At 68.4% G+C, this 13,331-nt stretch carries 12 protein-coding genes and 3 pseudogenes; 6 read left to right on the top strand and 9 right to left on the bottom strand.

Annotation, left to right across the window (positions count from 1 at the left end):
* The first annotated feature begins 500 nt into the window (after positions 1 to 500).
* On the top strand, positions 501 to 704 hold the full coding sequence (locus tag ACFWFI_RS03365; RefSeq protein WP_387384870.1) for a hypothetical protein: 204 nt from the start codon (positions 501 to 503) through the stop codon (positions 702 to 704).
* 223 nt (positions 705 to 927) lie between these two features.
* Positions 928 to 1,581, top strand: a complete 654-nt coding sequence (locus tag ACFWFI_RS03360; protein ID WP_387384868.1) for a hypothetical protein — start codon at positions 928 to 930, stop codon at positions 1,579 to 1,581.
* A gap of 69 nt (positions 1,582 to 1,650) precedes the next feature.
* Here the strand turns inward: ACFWFI_RS03360 and ACFWFI_RS03355 are convergent.
* Positions 1,651 to 2,014: pseudogene (locus tag ACFWFI_RS03355) on the bottom strand (DNA polymerase III subunit alpha); the annotation flags it as partial.
* 184 nt (positions 2,015 to 2,198) lie between these two features.
* Between ACFWFI_RS03355 and ACFWFI_RS03350 the strand changes: the two are divergent.
* Entirely contained in the window at positions 2,199 to 2,582 is a 384-nt protein-coding gene (locus ACFWFI_RS03350; RefSeq protein WP_387384866.1) for a hypothetical protein, read from the top strand.
* A 364-nt stretch (positions 2,583 to 2,946) separates the two neighbouring features.
* Positions 2,947 to 4,344: a hypothetical protein gene (locus ACFWFI_RS03345; protein WP_387384863.1), complete on the top strand. Its 1,398-nt coding sequence runs from the start codon at positions 2,947 to 2,949 to the stop codon at positions 4,342 to 4,344.
* A 457-nt stretch (positions 4,345 to 4,801) separates the two neighbouring features.
* Here ACFWFI_RS03345 and ACFWFI_RS03340 read toward each other — a convergent pair whose 3' ends face one another.
* The 4 genes from ACFWFI_RS03340 to ACFWFI_RS03325 form a co-directional block, all read right to left on the bottom strand.
* On the bottom strand, positions 4,802 to 5,209 hold the full coding sequence (locus tag ACFWFI_RS03340; RefSeq protein WP_387384861.1) for a RidA family protein: 408 nt from the start codon (positions 5,207 to 5,209) through the stop codon (positions 4,802 to 4,804).
* Between the two features lie 574 nt (positions 5,210 to 5,783).
* Positions 5,784 to 6,215 carry a DUF5958 family protein gene (locus ACFWFI_RS03335; RefSeq protein WP_387384859.1) on the bottom strand — a complete coding sequence of 144 codons (432 nt, stop codon included), beginning with the start codon at positions 6,213 to 6,215 and terminating at the stop codon, positions 5,784 to 5,786.
* Positions 6,212 to 6,616, bottom strand: coding sequence for a sugar nucleotide-binding protein (locus ACFWFI_RS03330; RefSeq protein WP_387384857.1), 405 nt, complete (start codon positions 6,614 to 6,616; stop codon positions 6,212 to 6,214). Before ACFWFI_RS03330 ends, ACFWFI_RS03335 begins: the two co-directional genes overlap by 4 nt.
* A gap of 184 nt (positions 6,617 to 6,800) precedes the next feature.
* The gene (locus tag ACFWFI_RS03325) at positions 6,801 to 7,157 is read right to left on the bottom strand and encodes a MerR family transcriptional regulator (RefSeq protein WP_355765801.1); all 357 of its coding nucleotides are present in this window, start codon (positions 7,155 to 7,157) and stop codon (positions 6,801 to 6,803) included.
* A 424-nt stretch (positions 7,158 to 7,581) separates the two neighbouring features.
* Between ACFWFI_RS03325 and ACFWFI_RS03320 the strand changes: the two genes are divergently transcribed.
* Positions 7,582 to 8,487: an NADP-dependent oxidoreductase gene (locus ACFWFI_RS03320; RefSeq protein WP_387384978.1), complete on the top strand. Its 906-nt coding sequence runs from the start codon at positions 7,582 to 7,584 to the stop codon at positions 8,485 to 8,487.
* 385 nt (positions 8,488 to 8,872) lie between these two features.
* On the opposite strand, the pseudogene ACFWFI_RS03315 reads toward ACFWFI_RS03320, so the two are convergent.
* The 3 genes and pseudogenes from ACFWFI_RS03315 to ACFWFI_RS03305 all read right to left on the bottom strand — a co-directional run.
* Positions 8,873 to 9,184: pseudogene (locus tag ACFWFI_RS03315) on the bottom strand (transposase); the annotation flags it as partial.
* A pseudogene (locus tag ACFWFI_RS03310) lies at positions 9,179 to 9,458 on the bottom strand (hypothetical protein); the annotation flags it as partial. The pseudogenes ACFWFI_RS03310 and ACFWFI_RS03315, both read right to left, overlap by 6 nt.
* 205 nt (positions 9,459 to 9,663) lie before the next feature.
* The gene (locus ACFWFI_RS03305) at positions 9,664 to 10,974 is read right to left on the bottom strand and encodes a hypothetical protein (RefSeq protein WP_387384855.1); all 1,311 of its coding nucleotides are present in this window, start codon (positions 10,972 to 10,974) and stop codon (positions 9,664 to 9,666) included.
* 648 nt (positions 10,975 to 11,622) lie between these two features.
* Here ACFWFI_RS03305 and ACFWFI_RS03300 point away from each other — a divergent pair.
* Positions 11,623 to 11,766, top strand: a complete 144-nt coding sequence (locus ACFWFI_RS03300; protein ID WP_387384853.1) for a hypothetical protein — start codon at positions 11,623 to 11,625, stop codon at positions 11,764 to 11,766.
* A 927-nt stretch (positions 11,767 to 12,693) separates the two neighbouring features.
* Here the strand turns inward: ACFWFI_RS03300 and ACFWFI_RS03295 are convergent.
* The coding region (locus ACFWFI_RS03295) for a LysR family transcriptional regulator substrate-binding protein (RefSeq protein WP_387384851.1) at positions 12,694 to 13,331 on the bottom strand (638 nt) is incomplete at its 5' end.

Raw genomic sequence — 13,331 nt, 5'->3', positions numbered from 1 at the left:
TCCTCAGGAAGAGCGTCGACAGGGCTGGCGTCTCGGGGCCGAGGTCCGCCCCACCCATCCGGCGACGACCAGGGAATGGCAGGTCAGACGGCCTTCGCAAGCCCCGGGCCAATGACGTCCTGCACTTCGGAAACCCTTCGCCACTGACGATCCGCTCAAGCCCATGAGGCTCTTCGACATCACCGAACAGACCGCCATGCGTCACCGCCTACCCCGAGCGAACCGCGAAACTGCCCAGGTAGCGGGCCCGTCCTGAGCCCGATAGCGCAGCTAAAGCCCGTGGCGGTGCGGCAGTAGGTCCGGCATCATCCCCATGTGATTGTGATGCAACCCGTTCCGGAGATCTTCGCTGCTGACGACTTTGCACGCTGGAAGGTTGGCGAGCACGAGTCGTACGGCTACCTCGTCCTGGACGGGGAGCTGACTCCGGCGGAGGTCGGCACGGCGGTTATGCGGAACGCCGAATGCAACGACTTCGAGCCGGAGGAGGAGCACGGGCCGTGCCCGACCGACCCGCTCGGAGATTCCTGCACGGGCTACTCACCATGCCCGACCTGTTCGCCGCAGGCGGGTTCCGGATGACCGACAACGCCACCGTCTTCGTCGAGCAGGGCTGCTGCAGCGGCCTGGAGACCTGGCGGGACTGGCTGGAGATGCTCGACGGCACCGGCTACTTCGGCCACGTCCCGTCCTCGGTGGCCTAACGCGTCGGCGACACCGTCCGGCTGACACTCGACGCCCACGCGAAGGACGGCAGCCCGGTGATCGAGCTGCCGGTAGACCAGGTACGCACGCTCGTTACCGGTGCTCAGCAGGACTTGCGGAACTTCTCAGCCTCGCCGGGACCTGGGCCGAACAACACCTGCCGGCACACGCCGCCGCCGTCACCGCCGCCCTGGCCCGAGCACTGGACCTGGAGCCCACACGATGACCAGCTTCCTGACCCACCGAGCGCGCGTGCACGACACCGACCTGCCCCTCCGCAGCCGGCACAACGCGCTGCGGACCTGCATCACTCTCTTCGCGCCATACGGCTTCCGGGCGACATACCACCACCTCACGCTCAGCGCCGCGATCCCCCGGCGGCTGGAGGCGGATCCTGACGCTCTGGCGCGCGCAGTGGAGGAATTGCATGCGGCGCGGGTGCTGTGGCTCGCGCGGGCGGAGGAGTACGCCGCGCAGCGCCGGGCGGAGAAGCGGGCGGGGCGGCGGGCTGTAGCGAACCCGCGACCGTGGTGGCTGCGGAGCAGGTGGGAAGGCCCGGACCGCACCTGGTACGAAGACCCGTTTCGCCACCCGTCGCTGCGACTGCCCGAGTACATCCGGCGACAGACCGCGATTCTGGACGGCGTCGATCTCCCTGGCTGCCCGGCCTGCGGGGACGAGGGACCGCTGGAGTCGTACTCGACCGGGCACGGCTGGGTCGAGCTGTGCAATGGGTGCGCGTGGGCGCCGGTGCCATGTCCGTGCGGGCAGCGGCACCGACTCGTGCCGGAGATTCCGTACGGCTGGAACGAGATCTGGCAGCGCGCGCACATGAGCGATGACGGCATGCCGAACCGGCTCTGGCCCGCGGGCTAGCCAGTTGGATGCGGCACAGCGAACGCTCGGAAAGCCAGATCCCATCAACCTCGGCGAACCCAGTGGCCATCCCGCACTTCCCTGGCTGGTGTGGCCGAGCCGGTTGAGGTCGGCGGAGCGGGTGCCGGGAGGTCGGCGTACGGGTGGAGCTTCGCCACGGCGATCCCGTTGGCGAGTGTCCGGGCCGGTGTGTCGGCCGGTTGGGCGGGGGTGGGTGACGGTTCGCGGCGGCCGAGGAGATCGAGGACAGCCTGGGGCCGTGGTCACGGCGTGCCGCGGCGAGCTCTTCGAGGTTCCAGACCCTCTGCCCAGCAATGGTCCGGCGGGGGCCTCGGACCACGACGGTGCCGCGGACGAGCAGTAGTCCGTTGTGGAAGATCGTGTGCGCGCCGGCCTCGTGGGAGTCTTCGAAGAAGGCGCAGTCGACCAGTCCGAAGGAATACGAAGAGGCGAATCCACTCCCCGCATCAGGGCGCTTCGAGGCCACCGCCAACGAGCCGCGTTCTGAGCCCCGACCCGATCTGACGGCCGTGTGTGCCGTCCCAGGCCCAAGCAAGGGCCAGGGCAGTGCGCAAGACCGGACAGCCCGGCCCCCACCGACAAAGGAGACCCCAGCCATGGCGATTGATCCCCCGTACACCGGCGTCCAGCATGACCAGGCCGACGAAACGCCGCTCCACGGACCGCTCCACCGGGGCCAGGAGGCAGCCATCGAGGCCGTGCTTACCGCGGACGCTGTACTCATCGCCACGTTTCCCGGCACCCTCAGCCCCGCCATCACGCTGCTGGCATGGACGGGATACCCGTCGGCCGAAGGCCCCTGCCTTACCCGGCATGCGCAGTCGCCCACCTCGGCTCAGCCGACCACGTCCACGGCGGGTGGCTCCACTACACCCAGCGCCACGACAAGCTTGGCGAAGTCCAGCACGTACTGCCTCTCGTGGCGCCCTGCGCATGCGGCACCCATCTCCATCAGGGAATCGCAGACGAAGACACGCTGAACGCAGTGCTGGACGAACTCGACACCGCCCCGGGTGCCCCGTCACCTGCGACCACCGGCTGAGCATCCGATCCGCCAGCGACGCCGGCCAGAGGCACAACAGCTTCGAACCGCCCCTATAGGACGGCCGGCACCACCGCGAACACGCCCTTCCGCCACGACTGCTCCTTCGACAGCCCCGCGCGGCAACCAGGCCGACCCGACCCCTACGGGGAGCACCGCGTGACCTACGAGACGATCTTGCCGATACCAAGCGCACCGGCCGGGCCGAGCTACCGCCCTCGCCGGCCCGCCTGACGTCCCCGCGCACCCAACCGGCCCCCTTCCGCGCGCGGCCTCCGGGCGGCCAGGCCGATCCTGACCGGGTGAATCCTTTTCCCACGCCGTACCCCACCCTGCTGGGTGACGACCCCACGCTGCAGACGGCGCTCGACACCGCTGTGAGCGAGGCGCTGACGCAGTTTCCCGGCCTAGCCCGCCCCTTCCGGGCGGCGATCTCCTTCGTAGCGGTCGACCAGACGCCGAACGGACCGGACTTCCGGCACGCCGGGCTGCGGTACGGAGACAGCTACTTCACCGCCAGCTTGGCCAAGATCGGCGCGCTGTACGCGGCGTACGAACTCTTGCGGAGCGTCAACGCAGTGTCGAGAAAGGTGACTACGCCGCAGAGGCTGTTCACGCGGCTGCGGAGCGAGTTCGATCCGGTGATCGACGCGTCGGTGCCCGCCATCGCCCAGGCACCGGGCCTCACCCGGGTGCAGCGGTTGCCGAAGTACGAGGAGATCTTCGCCACGGCTCCCGCAGCTGGCGCGCTGGCCTGCTCGTTCAAGCCCAGCTTCCAGGACACCCTGAACAAGATGATCCTCAAGGGGACGAATGAGACCGCGGCCGCCGTCATCCAGCGGCTCGGCTACAGTTGGATCAACGGTGCGCTGAAGGCTGGCGGCTTCTTCTTCCAGCCAGCCGCCACCGGCATCTGGCTGGCCGGAACCTTTACGGGTTCGCTGCCCGCCGTAGTCATTCCGAGCGTGAACGACGGCATGGTCGCGCAGGCGTCGACCTGCTTCGACATGGCGAACCTCTACGCCCACATCATCCGCCGCACCCTCGTGGACTCCGGCAGTTCAAACTTCATGCACGCGCTCCTCGGCACGTCCGCGAGCGTTGGCGACGATCCCTCGTTTTTGGACTTCACCCGGCGGCGCCTCCCGCCACGGGATTTCACGGTGCTCGAGTCCAAGATCGGCCATGCTCCGCTGAAGACCGGAATCCCGGTGGATTCCGAGGTTGCGGTGGTCGAGGTCTCGGATCCCACGCGGCAATTCGTAGTGGTCTTCCAGGACAGCCTGGACGACGACGATTCGCTCTCCGCACTCGGATACATCGTCGACCGTACGATCAAGCTCTCCCTCCTCGCCCCGACGGGCCAACGGCCGACCCCCGGCACCGATGTCGTTCAGGCGCTGGCCGCCATGGGCGTGGACTTCAGCGTTCCGGAGGCCGATCTGCGCGGCTGGCTCGCCAATCCGGACTTCACTCCCTATCCGGCGATCGCTCAGGCGCTTCTGGGCTGGGGACGGCGGCTCAAGGCACCGGTCTTCCTTGACGTCATCGTCTGGAAGTACGAGCACGCGCCCGGCGTGACATCCCCGCGGGCCGTCGCCGACGTACAGCCCGCCGTCCTGAAGGCAGCCGTCCTGGAAGCGTCGAACGAGCGCTACGGAACACAGGAGACCGCCTTCGAGCAGTTGTTCACGCCCTGACGCCCGCCCTGCACCGAACCCGTACGAGCGATCCGCTTCCTGGACCTGGCCAGCCGGTTCAACGCGCCCAGCTGCGTGACGACGGTCCGCGACCTTGAGCCGGAGACAAGCCCCGCAGGTCGTGCGCGTACGCCTCCACGGTGTACGGGGAACGTCCCGTCGCGGTGAGATGCCCCAGGTACACATCCGCCGCCTCGACGGGCAAGTCGCCATCATCGATGACGGTGTACAACATCCGATCGGAGTCCGGAACTCGCACCAGCTGCACTCGCATAGCTCAATGCTTTGCGTCGACGACACGACCGCCCCGGGGGTCCACGACAGGCACCTGGCGCTGCCTACATCAACGACGAAGACGTCGAAGAAGGCCGGCTGACCGCAGCCTACGTTCCTCGATGGCCAGCCGTCCTGGCGGACGCCTGGCCATCCCGCGTTTGCGATGTCCTTGGAAGATGTCTCAATCGAGCACGGCGGCGACGGCCTCGATCTCGACGAGTTGGTCCTTGTAACCGAGCACGGTGACGCCCATCAATGTGCTGGGGACGTCATGGTCAGCGAACGACTCCCGGACAACCTGCCAGGCGGCCACCAGGTCCTCCCGCCGGGCCGATACGACGAGAACCCGTGTGCTAATGACGTCCTGGAGCGACGCGCCTGAGGCAGTAAGAGCGGCCTGCATGTTCTCGATGGCTTTCGCCGCTTGGCCCGCGTAGTCCCCGATCGCTGCTGTGGAGCCGTCATCGTTCAGCGGACACGCCCCTGCAAGGAAGATCAGGCGTGACTCGGCGGGCGCCGTGGCCGCGTAGGCGTACTCGGCGACGTCGGACAGGGCGGTGGAGCGGATCAAAGTGATGGCACGAGCCACGGTCGTGGGGTCCTTTCCCCTCGGGGGTTCAGCGCGGACATCCTGTCAACGGGCAGTTGGCTTCCGCCTTCCCTTTTCTCACCGCCCCGCGAGAACGCCGTCACTTCTGCTCGACATTCACGAACCGCATGATCACCAACTGACTCCGGAACCAGTCGACAAACGCTGTTCCTAGACATCATCGAAGCCATCAGCGGTGAACTCCGAAGCGCGGGTCTCGGTGAACGTGCCGCTTCGTTGAGGGCGTACGGTCCAGGAGATGGTCCAGGTCCAAGTGACGTTCCAGGTCGCGGTCGCGGTGCCTGGTATCCGCCGCCCGGCTCTTCGTAGGAGGGCCGCTCGTAGAGGTGCCCGCAGTCCGGGAAGGGGCGCCACCCCGCGACTTGGTGAAGGGGGTGCCGGGGGCACAACAGGTGACGGTGGTGCCGTCGCCCATCGCCCACCGCACCTGGGTGACCTCTGCCGTAGCGGTCACAATGACGGCCCAAGCCGAACGAACCCAGGTCAGCTGACCGGGCGCCACACGGGAGGGGGTGCCCGAGAACCAGCTCAGCCGGGGAAGGAATGGCCGATACTACGGCTGCTCGGTTGCCGCTGGCAGGTTGTGCCATGCATGGCCGCAGGCGCCTTTGCAGTACGTCTCGCGGCGGCGAGTATCAGCAACGGCGAACACGGAAACGAGGACGCGGAACGCCTTGACGTGATCGGCGGAGGGGAGGCCCGCGAATCCGTAGCGGGGCGGGTCCATGCAGATCATTACCGAGGGGTTAGCCGTGGGATTCACACCGGACCGCGCCACCCCCGCACGGCCGTCCGCAGCTGTAATGTGCGCCTGCATCGCATAGCCAGCGACTTCCTGCAGAACCCCCTGCTGGCGTGTCGGCGCGAGGCCGGAGAACCAGCCCGCACCAGCGTCCAACGTGCGGAGCCCCTGGGCGATCTCGTTGACGACCCGCTCGGTCCCGCGCCGGAACATGCGGCCGTCGTCGCTGCTCGGTTCGGTCATCGCTTGATGATTTCACGACGTCGGTTCCGGGCGAAGGATGTTACCCGCACCCGAGACAGCACGGGCGGGAACCGGGAACAGTGGCGCCCGGAGCTGGCCAAGCTGCGCGGCGGCGGCCGGGGCGGGGGCTGGCGGGGCGCGCTGGCGATGCACGAGCTGGCGGGGTCGGGGAGGCTGGACTCGTCGTAGTGGACTCGCGTGCCGGAGAACACCGCGTCGCTGGACACGTGGACCATGCGGGTGCCGTACCTCGCCGCCACCATCGCAAGCCGGATGGGACCTTCCGCCGTCGTGGCCCAGTCGGCCGAGCCGCTCGATGCGTTGACGACGAGCTGCGGGCGCACCACGGCCATGACGGTGTCCAGGCTTCCCAGGTCCCGCAGATCAAGCGGATACCACACAGTTGGGGAGGCGTCACCGGGCTTGGTCGCGTAAGAAACGATGAGCGCGAACCGGACATCGGCTACGTCTGGCAGTCTCGCCCGGCACGCTGACGACGAAGGCGGTCACCCGAATTCCGGAGTGACCGGCCAGTGCCCGGTAGATGCCGGATAGGTCGGGGCCCCACCCCTCGCGACGGGTTGATCAGTCCTGCGCCACGTTCGCCGCGGTCACATTCTCGATCACGCGGCCGAGTTTGGTCTTGGCCCGGGTCAGGTCCTGGATGCGTGCGGCGATGCGGTCGCGTTCGATGGTGAGCTGGTCGAGCATGGCGGGGGTCGCGACGCCGGTGCTCACGCACGGCAGGAGTTCGACGACGGTACGGCTGGAGAGGCCGGCCGCGAAGAGGTCCTGGATGAGCTGGACCCGCTCCAGGGCTTCGTCGGGATAGTCACGCTGCCCACCGGGCGTCCGCGCCGATTCCAGGAGCCGCTGTTCCTCGTAGTAGCGCAGGGCCCGCACGCTGACCCCTGACCGCCTGGCAAGCTGTCCGATGCGCATGACGCAGGTCGCTCCCTTCCCGCTCATACCTCACGTTGACGTCAGGTTTAGGCTAGCAGGACCGGCGCGGGGGCAGCCCTGGGGGCCGATTGAACCGTTGGGGGCGCCGAGATTGATCATGACCCGGTGGCGGACCCGAGGGCGTTCACGCGGTTCACGTACGCACGGCAGTCCTCGCGTCGTGCCGGGATCACCGAGCCCGCCCGAGGGCACACGGGTGTCGACCGTGACGGGCGCGTGATCCCTCGTAGTGGCGCAGGCCCCCACGCTCACCCCCGCCCGCTCGGCAACCTCACCCATCCGCGCCTGCCCTCCTCCGACCGGGCGGCAGTTGCGGCTTGCACCTCACGTCAACGTCAGGTTCTAGAGTGACGAGCGTCGGATGAACACGTCATTCCGGCCCGTCAAAGTAAGGCAGACCATTATGCGCGCAGCCCGGTTCCACGAATACGGCGGAGCGGAGAGCCTGGTGATCGAGCAGGCCCCCGACCCTCACCCCGGAGTTGGTGAGATCCGTGTCCGCGTCGCGGCGGCCGGTGTCAATCCCATCGACTGGAAGCTGCGGGCCGGCGCCCTGCAGCAGCTGATTCCCCTGGAGCTACCCGCCATTCCCGGGCGCGACGCCGCCGGGGTGGTCGACGAGATCGGTGACGGAGTGCAGGGGGTGAGCATCGGCGACCGCGTCTTCGGGCTGGGCGGTGTCACCGGCGCAACCGCGGAGCTGGTCATCCTCTCGGCCTGGGCCCACTCCCCCGACACGTGGAACGACGAGCAGGCCGCGGGCGCCGGTCTCGCGTCCGTGACCGCGATGCGCGGCCTGAGCGCGCTCGGCTCCCTCGCGGGGCGCACCCTTCTCGTCGAGGGCGCCGCCGGTGGCGTGGGCAGCGCGGCGGTCGAGATCGCGGTAGCGCAAGGTGCCACTGTGATCGGGACAGCCAGTGAACGCAACCACGAGTTCCTCACCGCACTCGGCGCCGTTCCCACCACCTACGGCCCCGGCCTCGCGCAGCGTCTGTCCGCTCTCGCCCCGCGCGGAGTCGACACAGCGCTCGACACCGCGGCCTCCGGATCGCTGGACGACCTCGTCGCGATCGCAGGTGACCCGAGGCGCGTCGCGACGGTCGCCGACCATGCGGGCGGGCAGCGCCTGGGCACGCATGTGGTCAACGCGGAGAACGATTCCACCCTCCTGTCCGCGGCAGCGGAACTGGGCCGGCAAGGCCGCTACACACCCCGTATCGAACAGGCCTACCCCCTGGAGCGGATCGCCGATGCCCACGCGCACGCCGAGCGCGGACGCACCCGAGGAAAAATCGTGATCTGCATCTGAACAGGCCGATGTGTATCTGAACAGGCCCACGAGGTAGGTAACTCGCAACGTGCGGGCCTGCGTGGCGAGCGTGGCGTCGATCGGTACCGGCGAGCGGGCGGTCCGGAGCGGGCCGATCTCCGTGGCACCTCGTCAAGTAGGCCGCCCTCACTCGGGCACCGCACGTGGCACATGAGCCGTCGTCCACGGGGCACTAGCCTCATCCAGCTTCAGCAGCCCCGTGAGAGGGGTTCAAATTGCCCGCATGCCATCTTGCCTGCTCCGAACCATTCTTAGACCAGTTCACGGCCCTCCTGCCCGCACGGGAGGAGTTCGCCACGGGCCACCCGCTCGGCTGCCACCGCCGCCCGTGTCCCCGACGGGACGGTGTTCGAGCACGTGTTACTACTTGCACGCGGATCACGGTGCCTTCGATGACCGGCAGGTCGCCAAACTGGGAAGTCCAGGCCGACCGATGATTCAGCCGAGTATGAAGTCGGTCCCAGGCCCTGGCAGTGGCCGTCCCGTGGAGGCGGGTTGCGGTCACCGTCTCCGGGTCGCCGTCCTTCCACTGCCCGGCCACGGCCAGTCGCTCGACGAGCTCGCGCATTCGCCGAGCCGTGACAGTGGCGGCGTCGTCACCCGGCGCCAGACGTAGTGCGTCCAGCGGCGCGGTCCAGGAACCGCGGCCCGTCTCCAGTGCGCAGATCACCGAGTGGAAGCGGAAGATCGCCAACACATCGGCAGTCGGCCAGACCCGCAGGTTCCGGCACTCAGCATCCGCCGCCCGGGACAGCCCGGCCTCCGCCCGGGGCACCGGAAGCACCACCTCTCCCCCGGCGTACTGACACTTCCAGCCCCTTCTCCGCGACAAGATCGAGGACCGCCTGCCAGTCCTCCACCGAAGCATTTGGGACACGCACGTCCGGCAGCGACCCCGTCAAGTCCGGGTCGAAGGAGGAACTCACGTCATCCCACAGCAGGTCGGTCACCCCGTCATGCTGCCTGGCTCGCCGACCCGACGCACCCCCGTTTCTCCTGACCAAAGGCATAGAGGCACCCCCAGCCGCGACCTCCGCGGCCGGTACGTCAACGTCGCGACACGGCCATCCTGCTCTCGCCCGTCTCTCCGCCGGCAGGACACGCAGGCAAGGACCAGCGCTCACAGCTCGCTGCTGGGGCGCCGGCCCGACGTAATCAGCCAGGGATGCCCGCCCGGTCCAGAAGTGCCGTCATTTCCGTGACCGGCAGCGCAGCGTTGGAGGCAGCGGCCGCGCCCACGTAGGGATCGTCCAGCAGTTCCACCAGCCTGCGGATCGGGAGCCTTGGGTCGCATGCGGCCGTCTCCCGAACCCGTGCTTCCGGGTCCCGGCTCAGCCGTTCGATGATCTCGGGCGTCGCACCCGGGTCTCGCACAATGAGAAGGCGGGCCTTCGGGTCTGCCGCGTCCGCGAATCGCTCCGCGAGACCGTCCACCGGAAACTGCGGTTTGGAGGCCAACATGGCGACCGCCCGATGCATGCCATGCAGATACAAATCGAGAAGCAGACCCGACGGCGCCTTCGGGTGATTCTCGGCGAGCAACAGCCGTACTCCGAAATCGGCGTCGCCCGCGAGCAGATCGACGCAATCGTCAGGCAGTTCCGGACACATCGCAGCGCTACGCCGCAGCCAGGTGTGTGCAGACGTCGCGCACCGGCGCAGGAGTGCTGGCTCTCCGCGCGCGTCCCACACCCACCGCAAGGGGCCCAGCCGGTCCTCGGGACCGACCTGCCAGTCGATCGCGGCTCGCTCCTCCTCCGACAGCCCGGAGCGGGCGGAAACCGCCAGCCGCACGGCCGGGTCCTCGTGACCGGCGAACCCCATCGCGAGATCCGGGGGAAACGTCGGGTTGCGCACGAGCCGCTCGAGCCACGTCCCCCCGGCCGCCAGACGCTCGGCGAGGGGCCGCCCGAGCCGGCCCCATTCCGCTACGTCCCCCAGTCGCCAGTCACCCGCGAGTGTTTCGACAAGCTCCGCGGTGCGCTCCTCGTCCTCGTGCATGACGTGTAGTGACGCCGCAGTACGTACCGCAGGGTCACCGTCCTCGAGGAGCGACGTGCGCACGTCGTCGGTGAGTTCCTGCCAGACGCGGCGGCATGCCGCGAGCCGGAACAGAGCGTCCTTGTGAACGGCGAGTGGCACGAGCACGTGTGCCGGCACGGAGGGCGCGTTGACTGTCTCGTACCAGACCACGTCGCGCTCGTGGTTCAGCAGCCGCTCGTACGCCCAGTCCGGCAATGGCGCTACCTGGATGCCGTACGGATGGGGGCCCATCGCGACCGCGAGCGCGTCCGATGCTCGTCCGTGAAGGAGACTGGCACGCAGTTCGGGGTCGACGGTCCAGCTCTGGGCAAGTGCGATTCGCACGCGGCGGTTGGGGTGGGCCACCATGGCCTCGGCCACCTCGGTGGGCAAGGTCTTACGGTATGAAAGCCGGTCGACGATCCACTGGTCGTCGAGAGCCAACAGCCGTAGTAGCACGCAAGCCGGCGCTCCCGGATTGCTTGCCAGGCCGTCTATCGCGTCCCGCGCTGACACTCTTCCCCCATGATCTGTGGCTGCTTTGCGCCCTGCCCAGTACATCGGCCGCCCGGCGGAAGATGCCTTACGGCAACCTAGGTATCGCGTAACAGCGCCACCGAGTCGCGAGCCACCGTGCTGATCAAGACAAGATCGCCAACCTACACGGCAGCGAACGCCTTTACACCCGATTGCTGCGGCTGATCCCCGTACTCCGCATGGTGGCGGAGAGGCCGGCGAGGCAAGCAAGCACCTGGAGAAGGGTTCGATCCCGAGCGACGTCAAGGGAAAGCACCACCGTCCCACGGCCCTGAACACGGTCGGTACGTTCGGGGGGTAAATCTTCGGCGCGCCCGTCGCCGTGGTGGCGACAGTGGTCGACTTCGCCTGCACCCCGTCGAAGAAGGGCCCGGAGGACACCTATGTGGATGCCCCGGCAGCACCGGGGAAGGTGAGGTACCGATGAAGCACCTTCCGGGCACACCGCCCTCTGGCCGCCGCCGCGCAGGTCCGCCCCAGCCCGGTCGCCGACGCCCGAGCGCGAGGCACCTGCTGCGCCCACGTAGTTCGCGGGCGTTCGTCCTCGGTCTGTGCATGTCCGTCGGCGGGCTCGCCGGCGGAGTGCGCGCCGTGCTGGACGGGAAGGGAATCGGGACGACTCTCGGCATCTTCGGCATCGGGATTCTCGGGCTCACTCCCGCCATCGCGTGGGTCGTGACATACGCGCGGGAGCGCTGAGAATCATGAGCCGGACGTTGCCCGAGGCTTGGAGGCCGTAGGACGCGGTGTTCCTCGCCGGACGTGCCCGCCAGGCGCAACGCGATCCGGCCCTTGTCGTCGGCGATCGCCAGGGCGCGCATGCGTTCGTCAGCCTTGGCCGCCACCTCCGCTGCGGCTGTCTCGCGGGCCTGCTCTGTACGTGCGACGGCCAGCTGCTCGCCGGTGCGGTCCAGCAGCGGGTAGATGGGCGCGATCTCGCGCTGCCCCCGGGTCTCCCCGCGGGCCTAGTCCCTTGGGAAGCCTTCGACGCACCGACGTGCGTAAACGCCGTGTACTGAGTGGTTGAGGCCTGCCGTGCCACCGACCGGGAACGACGGGTGGCAGCGCGAGCCGGAAGCGGCGGTCGACGGGAGACCGGCGCCGGTCATCACCGACGCCCACGGCGGCCCGTTCGTGCGGGCGACGACCTCGACCTTTCCCTTCTGGCATCGGAACGGTTCGTCGCCGTCGTCTCCACAGAGCGCCTCGCCGCCGAGAGTGGCCGGGCGGAAGCGAGAGAGTTGGCCGCTGACCCGCTGATCCTTTTCCCGGGTTCAGCGGGACCAACGGCGTCGTCGATGCCGACGTTCCGCAATGCCTGCGTGTTCGTGTCGCCTCGGTGTCAGCATCGCCCCATACAGCGTCACGACACTGCTTCCCGCAGGCGTCCGTGAGCTCGAACTCGACGGGCCTCAAGCCCTGTGCTCGCCCCCTCGGCGGAGTCAGGCGACCTTTGGCCAGTGCGGAGAAGCGTGCTGATCGCTTCGGCGGAGATTCCGGGAACCCGGCGCCCTGACCGTCGATTCGTTTGGGTCTGGCCTTCACCGAATCGACAGGGCCGGCGTAACTCCATGTGCACGGCCGTGCTCGACCTGGTCGTCTGCTTCGTCGGCTGCGCGGCGATTCTCAGGAGGACGGTCGTGGTGTCTCGGCCGGAGGACCGTCCTGTGTCAGCTGAGTCCGCACACCGCGAGGTACACGCATGCCGTGACTGCGCAGGTCGCCGATGAAGCGCGCGACGAGCGGATCCGGTTCCGCGAGCGTCACCGCCACCAGCTGCCTGACCCACCGCGGAGAGAACGATCGCACTGCTCCAGGAAAGCCGTGGCTGACCGCGCTCACGGGGCACACTGCGATTCCCAGACCGGCAGCCGCGAGCTGTGGTGCCGCCGCAGTCACCGATGTCCTCATCACCGTCTCCGGGTGGACTCCGGCGCGGGCGAAGGACTGGTCGAGCCAGGCGCTGAGGCCGTTGTCCGGTGCGAAGTGAACGAGCGGCGCACCTTCAAGATCCTCCAGGCGTACAGCCGACTGCTCGGCCAGCAGATGGCCGGCGGGTGCCGCCAGCACGATCTCCTCCTCGGCGACGGCGGTGATCGTGAAGCGGCCGGCCGAGGGAGCGGTCAGCACTGCCACGTCGACCTCGTCGGAGTCGACGAGGCCGAGCGCCTCGTCCATCGCCGTGGACTCGCGCAGCGTGATCGCGACCTCTGGGTAGCGGCGATGCCACTGGCGAATCACCTCAGCCAACAGCGGCACAGTGA

The organism is Streptomyces sp. NPDC060209, from assembly GCF_042728155.1.
Lineage (GTDB): Bacteria > Actinomycetota > Actinomycetes > Streptomycetales > Streptomycetaceae > Streptomyces.
Note: the sequence above shows the minus strand (reverse complement) of the source record. Positions and strands in the feature narration are given on the sequence as shown.